The sequence below is a fragment of the Devosia sp. SL43 genome, from assembly GCF_021729885.1.
Lineage (GTDB): Bacteria > Pseudomonadota > Alphaproteobacteria > Rhizobiales > Devosiaceae > Devosia.
The window spans coordinates 3962923-3988224 of sequence record NZ_CP063401.1 but is presented as its reverse complement, the minus strand read 5'-3'; the positions used below and the strand labels follow the sequence as shown (position 1 = coordinate 3988224).

At 65.1% G+C, this 25302-nt stretch carries 19 protein-coding genes; 3 read left to right on the top strand and 16 right to left on the bottom strand.

All coding sequences use genetic code 11. From position 1 onward, the window contains the following. The first annotated feature begins 86 nt into the window (after positions 1-86). On the top strand, positions 87-1739 hold the full coding sequence (locus tag IM737_RS19475) for a sensor histidine kinase (protein ID WP_236896929.1): 1653 nt from the start codon (positions 87-89) through the stop codon (positions 1737-1739). A 7-nt stretch (positions 1740-1746) separates the two neighbouring features. On the opposite strand, the gene IM737_RS19470 is transcribed toward IM737_RS19475, so the two are convergent. From IM737_RS19470 to ccmI, 8 genes are all read right to left on the bottom strand, one after another. Further along, entirely contained in the window at positions 1747-4629 is a 2883-nt protein-coding gene (locus tag IM737_RS19470) for a bifunctional [glutamine synthetase] adenylyltransferase/[glutamine synthetase]-adenylyl-L-tyrosine phosphorylase (RefSeq protein WP_236896927.1), read from the bottom strand. A 174-nt stretch (positions 4630-4803) separates the two neighbouring features. Beyond that, a complete protein-coding gene (locus IM737_RS19465) occupies positions 4804-6231 on the bottom strand; it encodes a sensor histidine kinase (protein ID WP_236896925.1) in 1428 nt (475 codons plus the stop codon). Between the two features lie 3 nt (positions 6232-6234). After that, complete coding sequence (locus IM737_RS19460) at positions 6235-6906, bottom strand: response regulator transcription factor (protein WP_236896923.1); 672 nt, start codon at positions 6904-6906, stop codon at positions 6235-6237. A gap of 61 nt (positions 6907-6967) precedes the next feature. Beyond that, positions 6968-8500, bottom strand: coding sequence for a Do family serine endopeptidase (locus IM737_RS19455; RefSeq protein ID WP_236899971.1), 1533 nt, complete (start codon positions 8498-8500; stop codon positions 6968-6970). A gap of 139 nt (positions 8501-8639) precedes the next feature. Further along, positions 8640-9080, bottom strand: coding sequence for a cytochrome c-type biogenesis protein (locus tag IM737_RS19450; protein ID WP_236896921.1), 441 nt, complete (start codon positions 9078-9080; stop codon positions 8640-8642). After that, positions 9077-11050 carry a heme lyase CcmF/NrfE family subunit gene (locus IM737_RS19445; RefSeq protein WP_236896919.1) on the bottom strand — a complete coding sequence of 658 codons (1974 nt, stop codon included), beginning with the start codon at positions 11048-11050 and terminating at the stop codon, positions 9077-9079. The genes IM737_RS19450 and IM737_RS19445 overlap by 4 nt, the downstream gene beginning before the upstream one ends. A 169-nt stretch (positions 11051-11219) precedes the next feature. Further along, positions 11220-11696: a cytochrome c maturation protein CcmE gene (gene ccmE, locus IM737_RS19440; protein WP_236896917.1), complete on the bottom strand. Its 477-nt coding sequence runs from the start codon at positions 11694-11696 to the stop codon at positions 11220-11222. Beyond that, entirely contained in the window at positions 11693-12778 is a 1086-nt protein-coding gene (gene ccmI, locus IM737_RS19435) for a c-type cytochrome biogenesis protein CcmI (RefSeq protein ID WP_236896915.1), read from the bottom strand. The genes ccmE and ccmI overlap by 4 nt, the downstream gene beginning before the upstream one ends. Before the next feature lie 123 nt (positions 12779-12901). Between ccmI and IM737_RS19430 the strand changes: the two genes are divergently transcribed. After that, on the top strand, positions 12902-13963 hold the full coding sequence (locus IM737_RS19430; RefSeq protein WP_236896913.1) for a hypothetical protein: 1062 nt from the start codon (positions 12902-12904) through the stop codon (positions 13961-13963). Then, entirely contained in the window at positions 13960-15969 is a 2010-nt protein-coding gene (locus IM737_RS19425; RefSeq protein ID WP_236896911.1) for an FAD-dependent oxidoreductase, read from the top strand. Before IM737_RS19430 ends, IM737_RS19425 begins: the two co-directional genes overlap by 4 nt. Here the strand turns inward: IM737_RS19425 and IM737_RS19420 are convergent, their stop codons facing one another. The 8 genes from IM737_RS19420 to IM737_RS19385 form a co-directional block, all read right to left on the bottom strand. Beyond that, positions 15970-17184, bottom strand: coding sequence for a hypothetical protein (locus IM737_RS19420; protein ID WP_236896909.1), 1215 nt, complete (start codon positions 17182-17184; stop codon positions 15970-15972). Between the two features lie 96 nt (positions 17185-17280). Continuing rightward, a complete protein-coding gene (locus IM737_RS19415) occupies positions 17281-17754 on the bottom strand; it encodes a hypothetical protein (protein WP_236896907.1) in 474 nt (157 codons plus the stop codon). Between the two features lie 60 nt (positions 17755-17814). Next, the gene (locus IM737_RS19410; protein ID WP_236896906.1) at positions 17815-19227 is read right to left on the bottom strand and encodes an ATP-binding protein; all 1413 of its coding nucleotides are present in this window, start codon (positions 19225-19227) and stop codon (positions 17815-17817) included. 45 nt (positions 19228-19272) lie between these two features. Next, positions 19273-19932 (bottom strand): response regulator transcription factor, encoded by a 660-nt coding sequence (locus tag IM737_RS19405; protein WP_236896904.1) that lies wholly within the window; start codon positions 19930-19932, stop codon positions 19273-19275. 26 nt (positions 19933-19958) lie between these two features. Beyond that, entirely contained in the window at positions 19959-20249 is a 291-nt protein-coding gene (locus tag IM737_RS19400; RefSeq protein WP_236896903.1) for a hypothetical protein, read from the bottom strand. 256 nt (positions 20250-20505) lie between these two features. Next, on the bottom strand, positions 20506-20754 hold the full coding sequence (locus IM737_RS19395) for a DUF1902 domain-containing protein (protein ID WP_236896902.1): 249 nt from the start codon (positions 20752-20754) through the stop codon (positions 20506-20508). A 70-nt stretch (positions 20755-20824) separates the two neighbouring features. Beyond that, positions 20825-21583, bottom strand: coding sequence for a glycoside hydrolase family 108 protein (locus IM737_RS19390; RefSeq protein ID WP_236896900.1), 759 nt, complete (start codon positions 21581-21583; stop codon positions 20825-20827). After that, on the bottom strand, positions 21576-25301 hold the full coding sequence (locus IM737_RS19385; RefSeq protein ID WP_236896898.1) for a baseplate multidomain protein megatron: 3726 nt from the start codon (positions 25299-25301) through the stop codon (positions 21576-21578). The genes IM737_RS19390 and IM737_RS19385 overlap by 8 nt, the downstream gene beginning before the upstream one ends. Between the last annotated feature and the right edge of the window lies 1 nt (position 25302).

Here is a 25302-nt window from a genome sequence, read left to right as displayed (position 1 = left end):
GGTATGGACAGCCGCGGTTCCGTGATTCATTGTTTGTTAAAGGCAAATCGGGCTGAGGCTAAATTCCTCACATGACGGAGAATTTCATGCGGTCGGCGGAGAAATCCGGCGTCGGCGCCGATGGATTCGGCGCTGGCAAAGGCAGGGCGGCAGGGCGCTCCTTCAACGACCTGAACAAGCAAGCGCCGCGGCGACCACTCCGTCTTTTGCTATCGCCGATCACGACCGCCGTAGCCCTCACCTCGCTGCTATCCGCCACCCTCTTTGTCATCTATGACACGGCACGTACCCTCGAGGATGCTCGTCACGAGCTGGCAATCATCGGTGCAGCCATCGCCAGCGAGATCGCCGAACTGGCTCCAGACGCAGCGACGGCAGCCATCGGCAACACCCCGCATCGATACGCCACGGTGACACGCGCCAGCCTGGTCGGATCACCAGATGCTCAGCTTCCGCTTCTCGGCCAGATCGTTCCGGCCGCTCCACATGGTGCGCTGGCCCTGGAGGCCGAACCAACCGGCACCCTGATGGGGCTAGGCCAGCGCGGTGTCGTCGCCTTTGCCCTGGCGGGTCTGCTGACTTTGCTCACCTGGCGGCGGCGCAAGGGCGATATGCCCGACATGGTGCAGCGCCATAGTTATCGCACTCTGGCGGCCGCAATCCCGATGGGCGTGGCCTGCTGGACCAAGGCCGGCGCACTGGTGGTCTGCAATCAGCAATATCGCGACCGGCTCAACCTGACGAGCATGTCAGTCACCTATCACGACGCGGTCAAACGCCTGATCCAGGGCGGCTATATGAAGCTGATCAACGAGGACGAGAGCAACCGCCTGCTCGAACTGCATCGGCAGGACGGATCGTGCCTGCTGATCGACGAACGTCCGCTCGACGATGGCGGCTTCATGACGCTGGTCAGCGACGTTACCGAGCGCAAGAAGACCGATACGCTGCTCCATTCCATCCGCGAGGAGCAGCGCCTGCTGGCCCGGCGCTACCATGAGGAAAAGCTCAAGGCGGAGGCGGCGAGCTATGCCAAGACCAATTTCCTCGCCCATCTCAGCCACGACATCCGCACACCGCTCAACCACATTATCGGCTTTGCCGAGCTGATGCGGCACCAGACCTATGGACCGCTGGGCGACGCACGCTATGTCGAATATGTGCAGTCGATCAAGACATCGGGCGAGCACCTGCTGGCGTCGTTTGCGACCATTCTCGACCTGGCCGAACTCGAAAGCGGGCAGAAGCCGATGCGCAGCGACCCGGTGCCGGTAGATGAAGTGCTCGAAACCGTTGTCCAACGCTTCCGCAAGCAGGCCGCGCGCGCCGGACTGACCTTCGTGCTGGACGAGCCGAGCGAGGCCGTGGTGCAGGGCGACCGGCTCGGGCTGGTCCGCATGGTGGCCAATATCGTCGAGAACTCCCTGCGCTTCACGCCATCGGGCGGGCGGGTCACGCTGGCAGCATTCGCAGCCCGCGACGGCGTGGTGATCGAAGTGACCGACACGGGCGTCGGCATGAGCGAGGATCGGCTGGCCAGCCTGTCACAACCCTTCGCGCTGGGCGATGCCACCTTCACCCGCGAGGGCATCGGCCCAGGGCTGGGCATATCGATCTCCCGCGCTATTGCCGAACTCAGCGGCGGACGGATGGCCATCGATTCCAGCCCCTCGCTCGGCACAACGGTGGCCATCTCCCTGCCGCTACACAGCAATGACGTGCTGGTGGCTGCCGAATAGGCGTCCGCTAAAGCGCCCGCGCCTTCTCGTACCACTTTGCTGATGCCGCGCTGACTTCGCCCTTCATCGCCGCAATATCCAGCTCCAGCCGCCCGAAATCGGGGTAGTGCGTCAGCCCGGCCAGCAATTCCTTGAAGGCGTCCGACCAGGCTTCGTCCTTGAACGGGCTGACCAGCGCCGAACTCATCACCTGCAAGACAGTGGAATAGGTTTCGTGGATTTCGGCCAGGCGCGCGCCCTCGGGGACGAGACCGGTTTCGCCAAGCCGCGCCAGCACGCGCGCGGTCAGGGCTTGTGGCAGGCCGATGCTTGCGCCCGCCACAAGCTGCGCCGACTGGGCGATGAATTCGAGATCGACCAGCCCGCCTTCGGCCAGCTTGAGATCGAAGGTGTGGCGCGCAGGCCGTTCCTTGGCCATCAGCGCGCGCATCGACACGACATCCGCGACAGTCTTGCCGTGGTCGCGCGGGCGCGACATCACCTCGGCAATTTCCGCGTCGACATCGAATCCCATGGCGTCATCGGCAGCGATGACACGGGCGCGACTGAGTGCGAGATGTTCCCAAGTCCAGGCATTGTCGCGGTGATAGGCGCGGAAGCCGCCGAGGCTGGTGGCCAGTGGCCCGGCATTGCCTGAAGGCCGTAGCCGCATGTCCGCCTCGTAGAGCACGCCCTCCGCTGTCGGCGAGGTCACGGCCGCCACAAGGCGTTGGGTGAGACGGGCGAAGTAATGGCTGGTGCTCAGCGGCTTGCCGCCGTCGGAATCGGCTTCGGGCGCGTCGTAGAGCAGGATGAAGTCGAGGTCGGAGGTTACCGTCATCTCACGGCTGGCCATCTTGCCGAATGCGAGCAGCGCGACTTTGCCGCCCGCGATGACGCCATGGCGGCGCTCGAACTCGGCCCGCACGCTGCCGAAGAGGCGATTGACGAGCGTCTCGGCCAGGGCGGTGAACTGCTCCCCTGCCCCGGTGGCGCTGACGGTGCCGGACAAGAGTCCCGCAGCGATGAGGAATTTCTGCTCCTGCCCGATGATGCGGGCCCGGTCGATGATCTCCTCATAGGACCGCGCCTCGGCAAGGAAGGCATCGACCTTGGCGATCAGCACGTCGCGATGCGTGATGTCATTGGCGAAGGCCGGGTCGATCAGGCCATCCATGACATGGGCCCGGTGGATCACCGCCTCAGACATGCGCGGTGCCGAGGCCATGAGTTGCACCAGCAGCGTGCGCAGATTGGGATGCGCCCGCAGTAGGGAAAAGAGCTGCACGCCGGTGGGCAGGCGCTGCAGGAAATCGTCGAACTTGGCCAGAGCCACGTCGGCATTGCCGGCATTGCCGAGCGTGGTCAGCAGCGCTGGCAGCAATTCGGTCAGATGGGCGCGGGCAGCCGAAGCGCGGGTGGCCGGGTAGCTGCCATAGTGCCACTTGCGCACGGTCTCGATGGCCTTGGAGGCGTCGGCAAATCCCATCGCGCCGAGCGTTTCGAGCGTACCGGGATCGTCGTCATTGCCGGTGAAGACGAGGTTGCCGCCATCGGCACCGAGCGTCTCGCCCTCGGTGAACAGTTCGGAATAATAGCCCACGACCAGTTCGAGCGCGGCGCGGTAGCTGGCCTCGAAGGCGCGCAGGTCGTCTTCCCCCATCAAGCGTCCGATGACGGCAACCTCTTCCGGTGTGCCCGGCATGATGTGGGTCTGTTCGTCGCGCAGCATCTGCAGACGGTTCTCGACGGCGCGGAGATACCAGTAGGTCTGGGTCAGCTCCGTCGCTGCCCTGGGGGTTATCCAGTTGGCATCAGCCAGGGCCGCCAAAGCATGGGCAGTCGGCTTGACGCGCAGGGCCTTGTCGCGACCACCGGCGATCAGCTGCTGGGTCTGGGTGAAGAACTCGATCTCGCGGATGCCGCCACGGCCGAGCTTGACGTTGTGGCCCTCGACGCGGATGTCGCCGACATTCTTGGCGATGTTGATCTGCCGTTTCATCGCCTGGATATCGGCGATGGTCGCGAAATCGAGATGCTTGCGCCAGATGTAGGGCGCCAGTTCCTTGAGGAAAGCCTCGCCGACCTGTTTGTCGCCGGCACAGGGCCGCGCCTTGATCCAGGCGGCGCGCTCCCAGTTCTGGCCGCGGCTTTCGTAGTAAGCAAGCGCCGCCTCGAAGGAGATGGCAACGGGGGTCGCGCCCGGATCGGGGCGCAGGCGCAGGTCGGTGCGGAAGACATAGCCGTGCTGGCGACGATCCTCCATCAGGCCGACCAACTTCTGCACCATGCGCGAATAGATCTTTGTGGCTTCCGACGGATCGGCCAGCACGCCTTTGTCGAGGTCGTAGAAGGCGACGATGTCGATGTCGGAGGAGTAATTGAGCTCCTGCCCGCCATGCTTGCCGAGGGCGAAGATGGCGAGGCCGGAATTGGCGGCGGTCGCCTCGCTGGCTGGGATGGCAAGAAGGCCACGTTCGGCCGCCTGACGCATCAGCAGGTTGAGGGCGGCATTGAGCGCGGCATCGGCCAGGTCGGACAGGGCAGCTGTGGATTGGGCCGTGGTCCAGACGCGGCCAGCCTCGGCCAGTGCAGCCAGCAGGGCGGTGCGGCCTTTGGCAATGCGCAGGACGGGCGCCAGCGCATCCTCGTCACCGGCCGTTCGACCGAGGGTATCGACGATGTCGACAATATCGATGAAGGCACCGTCTGCGGTGTCGGTCAGCGTGGTGGCGAGCCACTCGGCATTGGCGCGTGCCAGATCGAGCAGGTATGGCGCGGCTTCGAGCAGCGGGCCGAGCGTGGGGGCGCTGGCCTCGATCGTGACGCGGTGATCGGCCGGCAAGTCATCCAGCCAGGCGGAAAAGCGCGGCGTTTCGATCGGCGGCAGCGGTGCGAGCTTGATGACCATGGGCGAGGGATAGCTTGGGGATGGCGAAGGAGCAAGGCTGGTGCCACGCCCTCGTGGTTCGAGGCGCTGAAGAAGCGAACCTCACCATGAGGGCTGTTGGTACATTGCGCTAACAGTAGCCCTCAGGGTGAGGTGCGAGCGCTTCGCGAGAACAGAACCACGAGGGCGTGGCACCTAAGCCCCCGGCAAATCCACCACTGCCCTTACCCCCGGCGCATTGTCCTCAATCCGGAACGTGCCGCCATGGAGCCGGGTCACGGCATCCACCAGCGACAGGCCCAGACCTGATCCCGGCTCGGACCGGCTCTTTTCCAGGCGGACGAAGCGCTCAACCACGCGTTTGCGGTCTTCCTCGGGAATGCCGGGGCCGTTATCGGCCACCTCGATCAGCACGCGGCCACCGGCCCGGCGCAGGCCGACGGTGATCCGGCCCTGCCCTTCGCCAGCGGGTTTGGCGTATTTCACCGCGTTTTCCAGTAGGTTGACCATGGCCTGGCCGATCAGCTCGCGGTTGGCGTGGAGGTGAACGCCCTCTTCGATGGCGCTTTCGACGACAATATTCTCGTCTTCGGCAACCGGGCTATAGAGCTCGGCCATGTCGGCGACGATGGCGCTGACGTCGATATCGCTGAGCGCCCCCGAGGGGGTGCCTGCCTCGGCCCGCGCGATCATCAGCAGGGCGTTGAAGGTCTGGATCAGGCGGTCGCTCTCGGCGATCGTAGTTTCCAGCGCCTGTTGTCGGCTGGCATCGCTGGCCCCCTCGCGCAGGGCGGTCTCGGCCTGGTTGCGCAGCCGGGTCAGCGGCGTCTTGAGGTCATGCGCGACATTGTCGGTAACCTCCTTGAGGCCTTGCAGCAGCTGCTCGATACGGTCGAGCATGGCGTTGAGGTTGGTGGCAAGGCCATCGAACTCGTCATTGCGCTTGGTCAGAGGAACGCGCTCGCTGAGGTTACCCGACATGATCTTGGTCGAGGTGTCGCGGATGGTGTCGATGCGCTTGAGCACCCGTCGCGCCGTGATCCCGCCGGCGAGCACCGAGAACACGATGATGCCCAGCACGCCGAACAGGAAGCTTTGCACGATAATGGCGGAGAAGCCGCGCCGTTCGACGACATCGCGGCCGACAACCAGGCGCATGCCGTTGCTCAGCACCACTGACCGGACCACGGCATAGCCTGACTTTGCCTGCCGCGGCGCCGGGCCCAGACCATCGGGGTCCGGCGGGGCTTCGGCGAGCGCATTGGCGCGTTCATAGTCGAAACTATAGGTGCCGGGCTCGATCAGCACATTGGCCGGCACATCCGCCACGTTGCCGAGGAGGTATTGCCCGGAGGCGTCGCCGAGATAATATACGCCCGGCCCCGGCGCGCGGGAAATCCGCTCCACCGCGAAAGCAACGGCACGAATGCCCTGGTTGGCGTCGATGCGTTGCAGCACCCGCACTTCGTTGTCGATGTCATTGGCTTGCTGGCGCTGGATTTGGACGCTCGACTGCCAACCGATGAAGCCGAGCAGCAAAATCGAGAACAGCACGAAGATCAGGATGAACGTTGCCGTCAGCCTGACCGTCGAGGTGCGCCACAGTTGGATGAGACGATGCAAGGCCTACTCGCGGATCATGTAGCCGGCGCCGCGCACGGTGTGCAGCAGGGGGCTAGCATGACCCTTGTCGATCTTGCTGCGCAAGCGGGACATGTGGACGTCGATGACATTGGTCTGCGGGTCAAAATGATAGTCCCAGACGTTTTCGAGCAGCATGGTGCGGGTCACCACTTTGCCTGCATTTTTCATCAGGTATTCCAGCAAGCGGAATTCGCGCGGCTGCAGCAGGATGGTCTCGCCTTCACGCTCGACCTTGCGACTGAGGCGATCAAGCGACAGGCCGGCAACGGCGTAGCTGGTGGCAGCCTCGGACGGGCTGGAGCGGCGCGCGAGGACTTCGACACGGGCGAGCAGTTCGGTAAAGGCGTAGGGCTTGGTGAGGTAATCGTCGCCACCGGCGCGCAGACCGGTCACACGGTCGTCGACTTCGCCAAGGGCGGACAGGATAAGGACGGGGGTCTTGTCATCTTCGGCGCGCAGCGACTCGACGATGGAGAGGCCATCGCGGCGCGGCAGCATGCGATCGACGATGAGCACATCGTAATCCATGCCCGAGGCCATGGCATATCCCGTTTCGCCATCGGCGGCGTGGTGGGTGATGTGACCGGCTTCATCCAAGGCCTGGATGAGATAGCTTGCGGCCTCCCGATCATCTTCGATCAGCAAAATCTTCACGGGAGCCCCCAAGGCAGCGTGTGGAAAGGTGCCCCGGAGCAGCGCTCCGGGGCATATTTGGTTAGTCGGTCGCCAGCGGCAGGCCGACAAAGCGGGCTTCGCCATCGCGGCTGGCCTTGACCAGGGCAGTGTTCAGCCCCTTGGCCTTAACAGCGTCGATCGCGGCTTCGAAGTCCTGCAGGCTGTTGACCGGCGTGTTGTTGACTTCGAGAACGGTGTCACCAACGGCAAGCCCCTTTTCGGCAGCCGCCGAGTCCGGATCGACGTTCTGGATCAGCAGACCGCCCGAACCGTCAGCGTTCGGCACGAGGGTCAGACCGACGCTGGTCTCGGTCGGCAGTTCAGCCGGCGGCGTTGGCGGGGTCGGCTCGGCCTGGGCGACAGCTTCCTCATTGAGGGTCTGCAGCTTGACCGAGAGCTTGGTCTCGGCCCCATCGCGCCAGATGGTCAGCTCGACGGTGGAGTCGGGCGCCTTGCCGGCAATGGTGCGGCTGAGATCGAGTGCGTCGTCGATTGGATCGCCATCGACGGCGGTGATGATGTCGCCCGACTTGACGCCGGCGGCACCGGCCGGGCCGTCAGAAGCTGGCTCGCGAACGATGGCGCCCTTGGCATTGGCCAGGCCGACACCATCGGCGATATCGCGGGTCACGTCCTGGATGGACACGCCGAGATAGCCGCGGGTGACGCTGCCGTCGTCGATCAGTTGCTGGACGATACCCTTGACGGTCGCGGCCGGGATGGCGAAGGCGATGCCGACATTGCCACCGTTGGGCGAATAGATGGCGGTATTGACGCCGACCACTTCACCCTTGGTGTTGAAGGCCGGGCCGCCCGAATTGCCGGTATTCACGGCAGCGTCGATCTGCAGGAAATCGCCGTAGTTGGAGCCGCCAATATTGCGACCCTGGCCGGAGATAACGCCCACAGTCACGGTGCCGCCAAGGCCGAAGGGGTTGCCCACGGCGACGACCCAGTCGCCAACGCGGCTGGCTTCGGTCTCGAAGTTGACGAAAGGCAGGTCGGTGCCTTCGATCTTGAGCACGGCGAGATCAGTCCGCTCGTCGGTACCGACGATCTCAGCCACCTTCTCGGTGCCATCGTCGAACACGACGGTCACCTTGGTGGCGTCTTCGACGACGTGGTTGTTGGTCACGACATAGCCGTCAGCCGAGATCACGAAGCCGGAACCGGCCGCCATGAACTCACGAGGGCGCTGTTCCTGACCACCCTGGCCGCCGGGGCCACCAGGCCCGCCGAACTGGTCGAAAAAGTCCTGGAAGGGATGGCCGTCAGGCAGATCGGGGAAGTTGAAATTGAACTCCTGGCCGCCGCGCTGCATGTTGCGCGGGCTTTCGACGGCTTCGACCAGGATCGAGACCACGGCAGGCTTCACGGCCTCGACGAGGTCGGCAAAGCCGGCATGCGGCTGGGCGGTGGGGGGAACCACGATCTGGGCGGCGGGCTGGATCTGGGCCGTAGCGGCCTGGCCGGTCATGACGAAAGCGGTTGAGACACCGCCGATACCGACCAGTAGTGCCAGGGCCGATGCCCCGAGCCAGCGGCTGGTACGCTTCAGAATGGACGAGCGCATCTTCAAGTTATTCTCCTTCGGCAAGCCCTCAACAGCTTGTGGGCATAGATATGGAATGCCGCGCCTTTCGGAGAAGTTGCGCCAACATTAAGCTTTGGCAATGTTGGAGGCGGGATTGCGGCGGCGATTGTGGCGAACGCTACTTGAGTTCGTCCAATGTCGCCTGCTCTTCGGCGCTGAGCCCGCCATCAACGAGACGCCGGCGACGCGATACCACGGCCAGCGTCAGCAGTCCGCCAAGCAGCAGGACCGGCGCGGCAACCCAGAGCAGAATCGTATGGGCTCCGACGCGCGGATTGAGCAGGACATACTCGCCGTAACGATCAACGACATACTGGCGCACGGCCTCGTCGCTGTCGCCCGCCATAAGCCGCTCCCGCACCAGCACACGGAGATCCTTGGCCAGGTCTGCATCGCTGTCGTCGATCGACTGGTTCTGGCAGACGAGGCAGCGGAGCTCAGCGGAGATGTCGCGGGCGCGCTGCTCCAGCACCGGATCGGGCAGGACTTCGTCAGGGCTGACCGCCAGTGCCGGACCACACAGCATGAGCAGAAGCGCCAGCGCGCGCAGCCAGTTCATTCGGCCGGCTCCGCTACGGGCTTGGTGGCCCGCCTTGGCACACCGACGCGCGCCTTTCTGTCGGTGAGCGACAGCAAGCCTGCCAGCGCCATCAGGATGGCGCCATACCAGATCAGGGTGATGTAGGGCTTGTGCCAAATGCGGACGACATGGGTGTCATCGAGCGGTTCGCCCAGTTGAAGGTAGAGCTGGGAGAAGCCGTAGGTCTCGATGGCTGCTTCGGTCGTCGGCATGCCTGACGCGACATAGGTGCGCCGGTCCGCCATGGTCTGGCGCGTCGCGCCGCCCGGCGCGGTGATGGTGAAGCGGCCTTCGTCGGACACGTAGTTCGGACCGGGGTTCTGCGCGAAACTGTCGAAGGCGACTATGTAGCCGGAGAGCTCTGCGCTTTCGCCGGGATTGAGCGTTGTGACCAGCTCGGTTTCCCAGGCGGATGTCGCGACGATACCCAACACGGTGACACCGATGCCGAAATGCGCGATCGCTGTCGACCAGGCGGTGCGCGGCAGGCCGACAAGTCGGCGCCAGCTTTCGCGCAGGGGGATACGACCGATCTTGCTGCGCTCAACCAGTTCGGCCATCGCCCCGAATGACACCCAGAACCCCAGCAGCAGGCCAAGCGGTGCCAGCGAGATGGTGACGCCGCCAAGAGCGGAGATCAGAATGGTGGCAAAGATCGCCAGAGCTGCCGCCCCGATCAGCCGCTGTGCCGCCGCAACGATATCGGCACGTTTCCAGGCCAGCAGCGGCCCGAAGGGCAGCACCAGCAGCAGCGGCGCCATCAGCGCGCCGAAGGTGAGATTGAAGAAGGGCGCGCCGACCGAAATGGTCGTGCCCGCAACGGCGTCCAGCACCAACGGGTAGAGGGTACCGACCAGCACCGCGCCGACAGCCGTGGCGAGGAACAGGTTGTTGAGGATCAGCGCGCCTTCGCGGCTGACCGGTGCGAACAGGCCGCCATGGCGCAGGCTCGAGGCGCGCAACGCGAACAGGAAGAAAGCCCCGCCGATGACCAGTGCCAGCAGCGTCAGGATGACCAGCCCGCGCGTCGGATCGGCCGCGAAGGTATGGACAGACGTCAGGATGCCGGAACGGACCAGGAATGTGCCGAGCAGCGACAGGCTGAAGGTGATGATCGACAAAAAGATCGTCCAGATCTTGAGCGCGTTGCGCTTTTCCATCACCAGCGCCGAATGCAGCAAAGCTGTGCCGGCGAGCCAAGGCATGAAGCTGGCATTCTCCACCGGGTCCCAGAACCACCAGCCGCCCCAACCGAGCTCGTAGTAGGCCCAATAGGACCCCATGGCGATGCCCAGTGTCAGGAAGGTCCAGCTCAGCATGGTCCAAGGGCGTACCCAGCGCGCCCAAGCCTGGTCGATGCGGCCTGAGATCAGCGCGGCGATGGCGAAAGAGAAGCAGATCGAGAAGCCGACATAGCCGGCGTAGAGCAACGGCGGATGGATGGCGAGGCCGATATCCTGCAGCACCGGATTGAGGTCATTGCCCTCGAAGGGCGGCGGAAACACGCGCGCAAACGGGTTGGAGGTGAACAGCGTGAAGCCGGCAAAGGCCGCCGTCAGCAGGCTCTGCGTCGCCAGCACCAGCGCCAGCAGATCATTGGGCAGCCGCCGGCCAAATGCGGCGACCATGGCGCCGAAAGCGACGAGGATAAGGATCCACAGGACCATCGAGCCTTCGTGATTGCCCCAGACGCCGGAGATCTTGAAGATCAGCGGCTTGAGCGAATGCGAGTTGTCGACCGCCAGCTTGAGGCTGAAATCGGAGGTGACGAAAGCCTGGATCAACGCCAGGAACGCCACCGATACCAGCACGAATTGCAGCACGGCGCCCTGGCTCAGGACCAGGGCAATGCGCTGGCCGGAGCGCCAGAATACGTAGCCGCCGATCGCGGAGATCGTGGCGACGGCGAAGGCGAGGATGAGGGCGAAGTGGCCGAGTTCGATGCTCATGGGTGGGCGGTCCCTCCACCGAGTTCGGGGCCCCACCCCCTCCTAGCCTCCCCCATCAAGGGGGAGGTATCTCTCCACTCCAGAGGCAAGATCGCGTCGCAGCCACAGGGCGGCACCTCCCCCTTGATGGGGGAGGCCGGGAGGGGGTGGGGCCGAGCGTACAAACCCATCATTGCACCCCCGCCTCCGGCCGCCACTCGCCGCTGTCCTTCAGCGCTTCGACAACTTCCTTGGGAATGTAGTTCTCGTCATGCTTGGCCAGCACATTGGTCGCCTGGAAGGAGCCATCGGGCCCGACGCTGCCCTCGGCCACCACGCCCTGCCCTTCCTTGAACAGGTCAGGCAGAATGCCGGCATAGTGAGCCACGATCTCGGTCGCGTTGTCGGTCACCACGAAGGTGTTGTCCTGCCCGTCACGAACCCAGCTGCCGTCCTTGACCAGACCACCAAGCCGGATCGGTTGGCCGGCAACGACCTGACGCGCCACGATGTCGGATGGCGAGTAGAAAAACACAATCTGGTCGCGCAAAGCGATCAGCACCAGCGTCGTCGCCAGCGCCAGCGCCAGGCCCAGGCCAGCGATGACGGCCAGACGCTTCTGCTTGCGCGACCAGCCCTTCTTGCGGATGGCGGCAGGCATGGTCATGGGGTTGCTCCGTTGATGGTAAGGCCGGCGCCCAGCGCCAGGGCATCGAGGTCACCGCGATCGAAGGCCGCAGGATAGGCCGCAACTGCACCGTCGAAAGCGGCCTGCGCATTGGCGGTATCGCCCAGCACCAGATAGGCCCGCACCAGTTGTGTCCATTCTTCAATCGACCCACCCTGTTCGGCCAGCCGCGTGGCTAGGCCCGAGACCATTTGGCCGATCATCTCGGATTCCTGGTCGTTGGCGGGCGCGATGCCGCCATTCTGCGCCACAGCCAGTCCCTGCTGCGCGGCCGGCAACCAGGACTCGTTGCCCTTTGACAACGCGAGGACGACATCCCAGGCCGCGACCGCCTCTGGATATTTCTCCTGCCGGGTCAGTTCGGCGGCGATATAGAGCCGCGACAGCACATGGCTCGGGTCACTTGCCGCCGCAGCCTGCAGCAGCGCGAAAGCCTCGGGCGAACCGTTGTCATCGGCGCCGAACATCAGGGCCTCGGCGAGACTGGTCTGCAGGTCCGGCGTTGCCGCGCTCAGGTCGATAATCCGGCGATAGGCGCGTGCGGCGTCGGCGAAACGGCCCATCTCCATATAGGCGGGGGCAATGACGGTCCAACCCCTGAGATCGTCGGGGTCGGCGGTCAGGGCCGCCTCGATGCGGGCAATGGCTGTTTCGAGATCGATGGATTGGGCGGCGACGTCGCTGCGATCGGCCAGCGGCTGGCTGGGCATTTCGGGGTTTCCGAGCAGTGCATAGAGCCCCAGCGCAACGGCAGCTATCGCGGCCAGGCCGGCCAGCAGCGGACCACGCCCCACATCCTTGATGGAATTTGCCGCCTTGCCGGCCTCGGCTTTGAGACGCAGTATCTCGCGCGCCAGTTCGCCCTTGGCGGCCAGCGCCTCGGCCTCGCCAAGCTTGCCAGCAGCCAGATCGGCGTCAATTCCCGACAGCACAAGGCGAAAATGGCTGTTGGCATCGTCCAATTCGGGGTGAGGCGCGTTGACCATCCGGGGGCCCGCTGCGTAGAAAAGTGCAGCGCACGCAATGGCGGTAACGGCGATGGCGATGAACCAGAATAGCATGGGCCACAGACGCTTAACGCCGGCGAGCGGCAACAGTGCGCCATCTATAAGCGGAATGCGGCGAAAAACTACAAAAACACGTATCGGTGAGCCGGACGCATTGCCACAGGTCATCTCCCGGGCATGACCGAATCCCGCGTCGACTTCGCCGTTCTGGGCGCTACGACCCAGGCTCGCCTCGTTGCGGGAATGTTGGCCTCGGCCCACGGCAAAACAGTGATCTTCAAAGGTGAGAGCCAGGCCGGTTACCGCCTCTCGCGCGGCATCGACCTGTCGGTCGGCGCCATAACGCGCCCCGAGACCTGGGCCTTGCTGAAGGCCTGCGTGCCGGAAACGACCAAGCTGATCGGCCGTATCGGCAAACGCTCGTGGACCCGGCTGGACCCGATCTTCTTTGCTGAAGGCGCAGCCGGACGCGAAGCGCTGTCGCATATCCGCTATATGGCAAGCGCCTTCGGCATCGCGGCCGAGCGCGTGCCCAGCAATCTTCTCGGCAATGGCCGCGATGGGCTCATGCTACGCGATGCCGTGCAGTTGCGCAGCGCGGTCCTCGAACCGGCATTGGACCGCTGGCTCGACAGCCACAAGGTTCGCCGCGTTGACGGCGATACCGTCGTCACGGTTCGCCCGGATGGCAGCGCCGAATGCACAATCGGCGAAGAGCGCATCGAGATCGGCCAGACCATCCTTGCTGATGACGTTGCACTCCTGGCCCATCTGCCGACGTCGGGCTGGCCGGCGCTGTTGGAGCGGCAGGTTGCCAGCACCATCCTGACCGAGCCAACCGAACCGATCGCCGCGCCGATCATGCATCAGCTCGATAGCGGAACTGTCCTCACGCAGCACGGCGATCGTGGCATCGTGGCTTTCGGCCCCGGTGCCGTCGGGGAATTCTCGGCCACGCTCGGAACGCTGCTGGGTCGCGAGCGCGCTATCCGACAAGCAGGGCAATCGAGCTACACGCGCTTCCTTACCTCCGATCGGGCACCGGCGGTCGGACGGATCGGCGGGACCGGGCCTGATGTTCTGGCCGGGTTTGGCAGCATCGGCGCTTACCTCGCGCCGGCCATCGCGCGCTGGCTGTGTGGTGCGGCGAGCGCAAGCGAAAACGCCTGGCTTGGCGCCCGGCTGATCGACAGGTCAGGCACCGCTTCGCCGGTCAGCGATGTCGGAGACCAGCGATGAAGGGTCAGCCCAACCGCCGCGTCGCCGATGCGGGAAAGCCTTTCGCGGGGACGGCAATCGACCGTTCTCGTCCGCTGCAATTCCGCCTCGATGGCCGCACCATCCAGGGCTTTGCCGGAGATACCGTGCTCAGCGCCGTGCTGGCTTCGGGCATCGATACCGTGGGCCTACGGCACGACACGCCGCTTGCGCTTTCGGCGCGCTACGCCCCCACCATCATCCCCGCGACGCTCGCTCGCGACCACCAGCGGGCCCTGCCGATGGAGCGCACGCCGGCAACCAATGGTGCGGACTATGTGACGCTGGCCGGCAGCAAGCGACGCTCGATCACCGGCTGGCTGCGACGGCTCACCGGCGGTGCACGGCGCTCGCTCGACATCGACCTTGATCAACCGCACGGCATGCGCATTCCATGGCTGAACAGCGCGGGCGCTTCGGAGGAGCCGGTCGACCTGATCGTCGTGGGTGGTGGCGTCGCCGGCATGACGGCGGCGGTTGCGGGAGCGAAAGCGGGACTGAAAGTGACCCTGCTCGAAGCGTCGCCACGCCTGGGTGGACACGCGCGCCTGTTTGGGACGCTGGAAGGCGAAGAGACCCCCGAGCAAAGCATTACCCGCCTGACCACGGCTATCGGCCAGTCGGACGCGATCACCGTGATGACCCATGCCGAAGTATTCGCGGTGCGCTCCAACGCGGTGCGGGCCCATGTCGTCGATCTCAAGAGCGGCGCGCCGACACCCGTTGTCGTCGACCTCCGGGCCCGCCACATCGTCATCGCCACCGGCACCATCGAGCGCCTGCCGATCTTCCCCGGCAACCGCCAGCCCGGTGTGGTCGGTGCGCTCGAGGCCTTCGACTTGGCCTATCACTATGGCGTCTGGCCCGGCCAATCGGCGCTGTTCACCACGGTCAGCAGCCCCGCCTATCGCCTCGCCATGCTGGCAAGCGATGCCGGCATCACCATCCCGCGCATCATCGACGGGCGGACGCAGCCGCAGTCGCGCTTCATCGAATTTTCCAAGGCCTACGGCATCACGCTGGCTGCGGGAACCATCGTCGCCGCAGTCCGCCCGGCACCAAAGGGCGGCGCACTGGTCGTCACGCCGCAGCTGGCCGTGGGCACGCTCACGCGTACAGAAGCGGACATTGCCGTCGATCGCCTGATCGCCTGCGGCGGCTGGCAGCCCGACCTGGCGCTGTGGCACATGGCCGGCGGCGAGAGCCGCTGGAACCAGGTCACCGCCCGGCTTGAGCCGACAGAAACCGGTCCGGCAGGGGTCGTGCTGGCCGGCAGCGCCGCCGGCTATATCAGCCGCCATGCCTGCCTGGGCAGCGGCGCCGATGCGGTGGACCTGCTGCTCGATCGAACCCGCATTCCGGTGCAGGAACTGACCATCGACCCCATTTATGAAACGCCCGATGATCCCGTGCCCGTCGCCAGCGCCGATCACGCACCCGGCGCGCCGACATTCCTCGATGCCAGCAGGCGCTATATCGAGCGACCAGTGGAGCAAGAATCGCGTTGGCCGGCCTGGTTGCCGTTCCGACCCAAGCCGGCCGGCAGGTCCCTCGCCGATACACCCCAACCGCTCGACGTCGGCGATATCGCGGCCGGTGTGCAGCTCGGCGCTATTCCGGCTGCGAGTGCCGGCATCGTCGCCCAGGAGCGCGTCGCCATGGTGGCCATTGCTGCGCCAGAGGCGGCCATCGAACCTGCACCGGGCCCGCTCCCCCTCATACCCGACTATCTGATTGGCCGCTTTGGCAGCACAGCCCAGGCCTGGATCATCGCTCCCAGTGAGTCGCGGACGCTGGAGCCTGGCGCGCTGATCCAGCGCAATGCCGACGAAACCGACCCGCTCACTGCCATCGGCATTGTCCTGCGGGTCCGGGACGGCGCTACAATCGCTCTGATCTCCGCCGCTAATGCCGGCCCCACCGCGGCCGTGCGCGAACAGGGCCGCGCGACGACAGTGCGGCTGGTTTCTGTCTATGAGGGCGGCTAGCTAATTGCGGCGCTCGGCGGCGGCGCGGGCACGCCGCAGCGTCTCGGCATATTCCGGATTGAAGCGGATTTCTGCCATCTTGATGCCGGCGTCCAGCCGCGCCGAAATCACCGCATCGCTGGGATTTTCGCGCAGCAGGTCGAGGTTGCGCTGCAGATGCAGTTCCAGCGCCTGAGCCGACTGGCTCCAGGCCTGGTCGAACATGGCGTTGAGTGCCAGCGAGTCGCGGCAGTCGCGGATGGTGGCCAGGAGATACACGCCGTTGATCGCCGCCAACACCCGATCATCATCCAGGCGATCGACGACACCCTCACGGGCGCGACGCAGGGCCTGGTTCATGTCGGGCACGACCTCTCGCAGCCGCGGTTCGATGCGATCCGAGACCTGCTTGGTGATAGCGGAGAGGATCGTGGCCCAGCGGCTGCCACGGGAGAATTCCACATAGCCGGTCAACGACCGCACCAGGCGGTGGAAGCGGTCGAGCGACCGGCAGATCAGATCGACATCGGCAAACGCACCAGTCGGCTGCAGCCGGTGCAACTGGTTCTGCGCATGCGCCAGGATCGCCTCAACGACCGGCGTAAAGCCGCTGCGCGCAACGGTGACTTCGGTGGCATTGCCCGAAAGCTTGATTACGGTCGTCACCAGCCGCGTCGGATTGGCGACCTGCCCTATAGCGGCGTGAAACAGCAGTGCCGCCAGAGGCGGATCCTGCAGCGGCATGGATTGCAGCGCTACGCCCAAGGCGGCATCGTCGGTAATGGTGTTGATGGCCTTGCCAAAGGCCTGCGCCTTGGCCAGCAGTGGCCGGGCCCGCAGCGCATTGAGCAGCACTGGCAATGCATCGCGCGCCTCGTCGCTGCCCAGCATGGCGCGCAGGCGACGGCTAGCTTCCGGATCGCTGGCGGCTGCCAGGCCCTCCTTGATGCGCGTCATTAACTGCGGCATCAGCGGCTCAAGCGCTGCTACGGTCAGCGAACCCTCAAGGATGGATTCGGCGTCGAGCAGGTCGGGGCAGAGGTCGCGATAGACCCAGGTCCAGGCGGCCATGGCATGGCTGCGCAGGATCGAGCCGGGGAAGGCATGCAGCGCCGGATCTTCGACAATCACGGTCTCGATCAGGCCGGCAAACGGCTTTACCACCGGTCGCGCGGTTCGCGCTGTGGGGCGGGGTATGGCAGCAGCTGTATCGGATCGGTTCGCGGCTTGAGACATCAACGCAGTCGGTCTGGGAAGCAATACCCCCCAAACCTATAGTGCGTTGGTAAACAATCCTTACCCACAAGCAGCAGTGGGAACCGCTGTGACGCCTTATGCGGCGCCGGCTTCAACGGCCCAGTTGCCGTTCTGCTCGCGGCAGGCCGTGCCCTTCTTGACGTAGTCCTTGCCGCCGATCTTGACCGTGTGGGTGAAGTCGCGGCAGTCGATCTGGTTGACCTTGACATAGGGGCCAACGGCAACCGAGCCGCTGGTGCCCTTGTCGCCGGTCCAGGCACGCGGAGCACCGGGACGGCCGAACTGCAAGGCATAGAACTGGGCGCTGTTGGCCTGCGCAGAATCGTTGGCCGTCATCAGCGCCAGCGCACCGGCATCGACGAAGCCATTGGCGACGCTGGTGGTCAACAGCGCCTGCTGCGTCGTCTGGGCCGATGTCGCTACCAGCGGCTGCTGCATGACCGGCGGCGCCACCACCGGCGCCGTGGCCACCTGGGTCGGACCCGTGCTGGCACAGGCAGCCAGGGTCAGCGCGAGGAGCGGCGTGGCGAGAATGGCGTAACGGTTCATGTCTTTGAATCTCTTGTATGCGTTGTATGGCTCATGTTGGCGCAATGCGGCGAAAGTGCGTCAGGCGGAGGCCGGCTTCGATATCCCGCCCAGGCGCGCTGTTGGCAGGCGGATTTCCACCAGAAGCCCGCCCAAAGCCGAGCGTTTCAGCGCCAGATTGCCGCCGTACACATCTACCAATTCCTTGACAATATCGAGCCCCAGCCCGGTCCCCGGCGTTTTCTCGTCCAGCCTGACACCGCGGCGCAACACTTTTTGCGCATCGTCTTCGCTCAGCCCGGGGCCATTGTCGTCGATGCGGATAAGCAGCATCGTGCCCGTGTCGCCGCGTTCGGCGTCCAGCCGAACGCCCACCTGACCCTTGGACCACTTGCAGGCATTGTCGAGCAGATTGCCGGCCATTTCCTCCAAGTCCGCCTCGTCTCCACGGAACCAAGGCAGGGATGCATCGGGCCGCTGGAACGCCACGGTGACATTGGGATGGATCTTACGCATCACCCGCGTCAGCCGCAGCATGATCATGGTGGCGTCGGACTTCTTGCCCACCACCGATGTGCGGGCCGCCAGCCGGGCCCGCTCGAGATAGGTGGACACCATGGTGCTCATCTTCTCGCTCTCGGCGAGGACCACGTCCGCCAGAGCACCTTTCTTGGCCGCCGCCTCGTTGCGCAGCACGGCGATCGGCGTTTTCAAACCATGCGCCAGATTGCCCACCTGGTTGCGCGCCCGCTCGATGATCTGGGCGTTGGAGCGTAGCAGCTCGTTGACCTCCTCGGCCAGCGGCGCGATCTCTCGCGGATAGGTGCCGGTGACGGCGACGCTTTCGCCCTCGCGCACGCTTTCGATGGCGGCGCTCAGCTTGTCGATCGGCCGCATGGCGATTCGGGCGACGATGAAGCTCATGATGGCCAGCATCACACCCACCGCGCCCAGCACGATGAAGGCCTGGCCACGGAAATCGTCCACCAGTTCGAGAATTTCGCTAAGATTGCCCGTCACCACGATCTGGTAGGACTTGGGCGCCAGTGTCACGGTCCGCTCGACCACCCGCATACGCGTGCCGAAGGCATCGTCCATGATGGCGGAGCGGCGGCCGCTCGCGTCGGCAGGGCCCATCAGCACCGGCATGTCGATGCCGACAACCGATGTCGAGAGATTGTAGAGCACGCCATCCGCGTCGCGGATGGCCCAGTACCAACCCGAGCGCGGCCGGCCAAAGCGCGGATCGGTCAACCCGATGTCCTCACTCAGCGGATCGCCCGCTTCGAGCAAAGTTCCGACCAGGCTTTCGACATGGAAGTCGAGCGTTTCTGACAGAGACGTATCGAGCGCGCGGGAGTAGAGGTCCGTCAGCAGGAAGCCAGTGGCCACCAGCGCAACGATCAGCCATCCAGCGGAAAGCCAGAACAGAGACGCCGCGATCGAGCCCTTGCGGCGCGATCCTGCTGCTGGCGATGTCGTCTCGGCAACCACCGCGTCATTCCCCCGAACGCAGGACGTTTCCTAGCGGCGAAATGATCAGTCCTCGGCGATCTGGTAGCCCAGGCCACGCACGGTCTGGATGCAATCGTCGGGCAGCTTCTTGCGCAGGCGACCGACAAACACTTCGATCGTGTTGCTGTCGCGGTCGAAGTCCTGGTCATAGAGATGCTCGGTCAGCTCGGTGCGCGAAATCACCTTGCCCTTGTGGTGCATCAGGTAGCTCAGCAGACGCAATTCGTGGCTGGTGAGCTTCACCGACTGACCGCCAACCGTCACCTTGCCCGAGCGCGCATCGAGACGCACTGAACCGGCGACGATCTCGTTGGAAGCGAGCCCGGCCGCACGCCGCACCAGGGCGCGGATACGGGCCAACACTTCCTCCATATGGAATGGCTTGGCGACATAGTCGTCGGCGCCGGCATCAATGCCCTGCACCTTGTCGCTCCAGCGATCGCGCGCCGTCAGCAGCAGCACCGGCGTGGTCTTGCCAGCGCGTCGCCACTCTTCGAGCACCGAAAGCCCATCCATCTGCGGCAGGCCGATATCGAGCACGATGGCATCATAGGGCTCGGTGTCGCCGAGGAAGTGGCCTTCCTCGCCGTCAAACGCCACGTCCACGGCATAACCCGCTTCGGTCAGCGCTTCCTTGAGCTGGCGGTTGAGATTGGTATCGTCTTCGACAACTAGAACACGCATCGCCGGTCCCCCAAGACCTTTGCTCGTTACTGAGCGCTCAATACCAGATTCTGTGCTTCCCCGGAGGGAGTCAGCAGACCAATAATATAGACAAGTCCACCCTGGTCACAGACCTGAACATTGAGGATTTCGGAGTTGCCGTCTATGCCCGCCGAAGCAAGGACATCGGCCAGCGACATGATTTGCCCGGACGCGACCATCTCCTGGATCTGACGATTGTCCAGGCACGCCTGCGCATTGGCCATGCCCGTACCGGCCAGGCCAAGGGCCAGCGCGACAGCGATCGGGGCAAGCAATTTGGAGATTGAGGTTTTCATGACCGCAACTTAGGGCGAAGTTGCTGAATGGGACATGAATAGGGCGGAGACGTCAAACTCTCAGAATTTTTGGGTGCTGCCCGCATCCCGCAGAATGGCGTTGGCGGTATGCCTGCTCTTCAAGTTTCGTGGCACGATCAGCGTCTTGCCAGTTTGGTTCGCCCACTTCTCGTGGGAGCCCTTTGCGTTCGTCACATGCCCATAGCCAAGAGATTTTAGTTCTCGGATTACGCCCGTGTAGTAGCCGTCAACCAAGTCAAGCGGCCCTGCCGGTGGGGCGCTGCCAAAGGATCGCCGGAATCAAATCCTCCGGCGCCGTCGACTGCAGTTCCTCCTTGGTCAGATGATTTGCAACCACCAAGCCCGGTGCCACATCCATCATGACCACCTCGAACTCTTCGATCGTGGCGGCCTCGATGTGCAGTCCGACGATGTCGCTGTCGGAATAGAACACCTGCGCCTCATCATCCCAGTGCGCGGTGACATTGAACATTCGTTTGGCCATGCGCTCCTCGATATGTGCTGCCGACGACAATCAAGATATCGGCCACACAGCACGCGATGGCAAGAGCGCCCTACCCCCGCGCCAAATCCGCCTTCAGCCCCTTGCGCAGAAAGATCACCGCCAGCGCTTCCATGATCAGGTGTCCGGCCGAGCCGCTGTCCAGCGCCGGCAGATCGACGCCCAGCACCTGCGCGAGGCCTGCCAGCAGCATGAGGGCGGCGGTGATGTAGGTCTTGTAGCCGTTGAAACGGTCCATGGTCGTGCTCCAGGTATTTGGTTTGGTTGAGGTCGTGGTTGCGGCGGCCAAGGCCGCCTTGCGGATGGCCGCGACGCGCGCGGACCAGCCCTTGCCGAAGACGGCATAGGTCGAGAGCTGGCTGAGGAAGCTCAGCCTTCGGCCGCAGAAGGCGTCGATCAACCCGGCCGCACCTTTGAGGGCGATGCGCGTCTTGATCGCGTCGAGCGTCAGCGGACCGACGCGCCCATCCGTCGCAACCGCCAACTCGGCCTGCAGGATGCGCACGGCGCGATCGGGGCCGGAATTGACGGCGAAGTCGAACAGCGCCAGATCGAGACCCGGCGGCAAGTGCCCTGCCCCGGACCGATCCCAATAGTTGGCCCGATAGATCTGCGCCGCCTCGTCTCGCTTGAGCCCGCGCACTTCTGCCTTTTCCAGCGCCCACCACGGCGACACCTTGCGCCAGCTGGCCAGCGTCTGGCGCGTAATGCCCAGATTGGTGGCGCCGCCGGGATCGCTCGGATGGTCGGCATAGCCGCCCTCATGGCGCAGCACCTCGTCGAGGCAGACATCGAACCTTGACCTAGCCATTGAACGCTCCCGATGCAGCATGCCCCGCGCCGAGCACCGGGCTCAGCTGCGCGACGGTGAAGGTGAAAGTAGATGGCGGCGCACCGAAATCGGCGATCTGCTCGGCGCTGGAATAGGCCGCGCTGGCGACATAGCAATCGAGCGTGCGCACTGCTGTGACCCCATTGTAGATGATCACGCGGTAGCGCTCGGGCACGTGCTCCAGCGGGCTATCGGCATTGCCCCAGCCATCGCCATCGGCGCGGCTGCGGCGAACCCAGCGCAGGGCGATGTCGCCCGCCGCATCTCGGCTCGCCCGTAGATGCACAGGCGGCAGCGGCAGGGCCGGTGCCACGTTGGTGCCGACCGACAAGGTCGTGCCTACGATGTCACCCCGGCCGGCATAGACGCGGAATGCCCTGGTGTCCCCGAGCAGGCCCGCCTCCACCGGCAGGCTGCCCACACGCCCGTCCAGCACCAGCACGCGGCGTCCGACCGATACCGGCCCCATGGCCGGCCCCGTACCATCCAGTCCACGCAGCAATCCGGCCAGGCGGTAGCGGCCCGCCGAAACCAGCGTGGCTTCGGCAAATCCGACAACCTCCCATGGCCCGGCATCAGTCTCGATGGCAATCCGGTTGCTGCCCGCCAACACTGCCAGCGTCTCCGCCGATGCCAGGTGGCCCGCGAGCAGCGTCACCTCCACGGTGCTTGCCAAGTCCCAGACTGCGGTGGGACCAACCGGAAACGCCGTCGCGACAGTGCCGATCAGCCCCCGCCGGTTCAACGCGAGAACCGCCGCCCCCGTCGTGTCATCAACGATCTGCAACCCGCCCGGCCAGGGCACTGCATGCCCCGCCGCGACCAGCCGCGACCGACCCGGGTCAGCGGGCAAAGCCGGCAGATGCGCAACTGTCACCATCGGCAACGACCGCGCAAAACTGCCACCGCCGCTCATCACCCGATTACCGCCGGTCGCGATGGCCATCGGCGTTGGTACCGTACGGGCGGTTAGGCGCCGGGTCCCGCCATCGCGGATCTCCGAGATTTCGAATGGCCCTTCGACCAGGTCGACGATATCGATGAGATCGCCCGGCTCCAGCGCCAGCGCCGACGGTGGCAGCTCCAGCTCCAGCGTTTCGCGCTGACCACTTCGCCCATCGAGCATCCTCTCGGCCGCCAGTCGGGCCGCAGCGCCATCGAGCACAAGATTGAGCGCCTCGCCGGTCACTGGACCATCGGCCCGCACCAACGCCGTCACCGTTCCGGTCAGATAGTCGCGCTCGCGATCGATATAACTCAGCGCCAACCGCCCCGGCGTTTCGGCCGGGTCTCCGCGCCGGCGCGACAGCGTCACCCCCTCACCCTGCGCCAGTTCGTCGGCTTGCAGCGTGGTCACCGGCAGGTGCCCGGCGGCGCCAAGATGCATACCGTCGGCGCCATGGCGCAAACTCAGTCCGCTCACCACCAGCACCGGCTCCAACGCATCGCGCGCCGTCGTTGCCGTGCCAAGTGTGTAGCCCGCGATGAACGGCAAAGCCGCGTCCGCCGACAGCGCCACGCCGTGTTCTGCGGCAATCGCCGTGGCCAGTTCATCGCTGGCCATGCTGCCCAACCGTCCGGTCAGCCAGTGCCCCGTGCGGTGATTGGTGCCGTCGGCCCAGACGTCGAGCATGGCCGGAAAGGCCGGATAGGGCCGCGCATCCCAGGTCCAGAGATAGATGCGCGCCACGTCGAGCATGCCGGCCGGATTGTTGGCCGGATCGCGCCACCACGCCTGATGCGCCCGCAGCAACTGCCGCTGCATCAACGGATCGGGCAACCCGCTCGAAAAATATGGACGCCCGCTCTCGACGCTCTTCTCGTCGCCAAAGATGTTGGGCTGGTTGGCGCCCTTGTCGACCGCCCCGGAACCAAGCTCGGTCATCCAGATCGGCTTGCTACCCGGCACCCAGGCCGTCGGCGAACCGCTGCGTACGCCACCCGGTCGGTTGTGGTGCGCCTGGCTCCACCAGTTGCGGATGTCCTTGTAGCGGAACACCCATGGCTCGCCATAGGCGCCATCGGTGATGGGCGTCCGCACCTGCGCCAACCGGTCGGCATCGCTGGCATAATACCAGTCATAGCCTTCCCCGCCCGCCATATTGGCCAGCAGATACGACAGGTCGTGGCCAGTGGCCGACTGCGCCGCATCCAGATGCCCGGTGCCGTCGCGCCAATCGGCCAGCGGCATATAATTGTCGATGCCAACAGCATCGATATTGGACGAGGCCCAGAGCGGATCGAGGTGAAAGAATTTTTCGCCCGGCGGCTGGTAGCCCGAATACTCACTCCAGTCCGCCGCATAGGTCAGCTTGGTCGATGGCCCGACGATCGCCCGCACATCGGCTGCCAGCGTCACCAGCGCATCGACAAACGGAAAGCTGTTCCCCGCCCCGCGCACGGATGTCATCCCGCGCATTTCCGAGCCGATGATCAGCGTGTCCACGCCGCCAGCCGCTGCAGCAAGCCCGGCATAGTGCAGGATCATCGGCCGATAGGCCGCCACAAACGTCGCCACCTGCGCCGCCGCCGTCGCCGTCTGGTCCGGCGATCCGGCCTGCCCCGGCGCCGGGTGGCAGGTTATCCGCCCGCGCCACACATAGGCGCCCTGCCCGGTCCCGCCATAGGGATTGGGCAGGCTGTTTCCTGCCGGAACGTCCATCATCGCCATCGGATAGAGCGTCACGCCGATGCCACGCGCCTTGAGATCGGCAATCGCCGCCAGCACCGAGGCATCCGAGGGCGTACCGCCATAGGATGCCGAGCCCAGATGCGACGACACCACCGTCACATCGCCGCGCCCCAGCCCCGCGACGCTCCACGCCACGTCGAGCGTCTCGCGACTCGCCGCCTCGACGCGTGGTTCGATGGCGCAGTTGGCGCAACGCAGATCGGTGCCGAACCAGGCCAGCACCAGCGACACATGGCTGAGGTTGGGGCAGAGATCGACCAGCTCGTCGATCGAATAGGTCCAGTCGCTGACCTTCTCCGACACATGCGTATTCTCGCCGGTCGTCGAACCCGGCCCGGTGATGCGCACGCGCGGTACGGGATCGTAGCCAAACTCCGTCGCGCCGGGGATCACCGTCACCGCACGGATATTGGGCTCGAGATCGCCCACCACCCGACACAGTTCCACCGACAGATGCGGGATGCGGTTACCGAACCGGCTCAGCGGCAGCTGCTCCACCACCAGATAGCACAGCCCGCGATAGGCCGGCGCGGCGCCCTGGGTCGCCTCGATCAGCCCGTCCGGCAACTGATCCTCGGTGCCGCGATAGAAGCGCAGCGTCAGCCCATCGGTGTCGAGCAGCTGCCCATCGGCCCAGATGCGCCCCAGCCGATGTACCTCGCCCTCGCAGAAGGCGACTGCGAAGCTGGCGCCGACCTCGTCATCGCCCTCGCCGCCAAAGCCCTTGGCACCGGCATCTTCACCGCCCAGCAGTTCGAGGTCCCGTGCCCAGATGATATTGCCCGATAGCCGGTTCCAGCCATAAAGCCGCGGCACGGCCCCGCCTTCACTCGACCCCTGCAGCCGGATATCGCCGATGGCCGTTTCCGTGCTTTCGCCAAACAGCATGCTGTCGAGCGCATTGCCCGCCAGCGCCCCGAGCGCCCGGCCAAGCGTGGCCCCGAACGGACCACCGATCAGCCCCCCGGCAAACTGTCCGGCAAGCGAAAGCGCAAGAGTGGCCATG

What these genes read in the sequence shown, in the direction of transcription:
- IM737_RS19400 (WP_236896903.1), bottom strand. Translation starts at nt 20,249, where the DNA reads ATGAAAACCTCAATCTCCAAATTGCTTGCCCCGATCGCTGTCGCGCTG.
- IM737_RS19420 (WP_236896909.1), bottom strand. Translation starts at nt 17,184, where the DNA reads ATGTCTCAAGCCGCGAACCGATCCGATACAGCTGCTGCCATACCCCGC.
- IM737_RS19425 (WP_236896911.1), top strand. Translation starts at nt 13,960, where the DNA reads ATGAAGGGTCAGCCCAACCGCCGCGTCGCCGATGCGGGAAAGCCTTTC.
- IM737_RS19470 (WP_236896927.1), bottom strand. Translation starts at nt 4,629, where the DNA reads ATGGTCATCAAGCTCGCACCGCTGCCGCCGATCGAAACGCCGCGCTTT.
- IM737_RS19395 (WP_236896902.1), bottom strand. Translation starts at nt 20,754, where the DNA reads ATGGCCAAACGAATGTTCAATGTCACCGCGCACTGGGATGATGAGGCG.
- IM737_RS19450 (WP_236896921.1), bottom strand. Translation starts at nt 9,080, where the DNA reads ATGAACTGGCTGCGCGCGCTGGCGCTTCTGCTCATGCTGTGTGGTCCG.
- IM737_RS19445 (WP_236896919.1), bottom strand. Translation starts at nt 11,050, where the DNA reads ATGAGCATCGAACTCGGCCACTTCGCCCTCATCCTCGCCTTCGCCGTC.
- ccmI (WP_236896915.1), bottom strand. Translation starts at nt 12,778, where the DNA reads ATGCTATTCTGGTTCATCGCCATCGCCGTTACCGCCATTGCGTGCGCT.
- IM737_RS19475 (WP_236896929.1), top strand. Translation starts at nt 87, where the DNA reads ATGCGGTCGGCGGAGAAATCCGGCGTCGGCGCCGATGGATTCGGCGCT.
- IM737_RS19390 (WP_236896900.1), bottom strand. Translation starts at nt 21,583, where the DNA reads ATGGCTAGGTCAAGGTTCGATGTCTGCCTCGACGAGGTGCTGCGCCAT.
- IM737_RS19455 (WP_236899971.1), bottom strand. Translation starts at nt 8,500, where the DNA reads ATGCGCTCGTCCATTCTGAAGCGTACCAGCCGCTGGCTCGGGGCATCG.
- IM737_RS19385 (WP_236896898.1), bottom strand. Translation starts at nt 25,301, where the DNA reads ATGGCCACTCTTGCGCTTTCGCTTGCCGGACAGTTTGCCGGGGGGCTG.
- ccmE (WP_236896917.1), bottom strand. Translation starts at nt 11,696, where the DNA reads ATGACCATGCCTGCCGCCATCCGCAAGAAGGGCTGGTCGCGCAAGCAG.
- IM737_RS19430 (WP_236896913.1), top strand. Translation starts at nt 12,902, where the DNA reads ATGACCGAATCCCGCGTCGACTTCGCCGTTCTGGGCGCTACGACCCAG.
- IM737_RS19415 (WP_236896907.1), bottom strand. Translation starts at nt 17,754, where the DNA reads ATGAACCGTTACGCCATTCTCGCCACGCCGCTCCTCGCGCTGACCCTG.
- IM737_RS19405 (WP_236896904.1), bottom strand. Translation starts at nt 19,932, where the DNA reads ATGCGTGTTCTAGTTGTCGAAGACGATACCAATCTCAACCGCCAGCTC.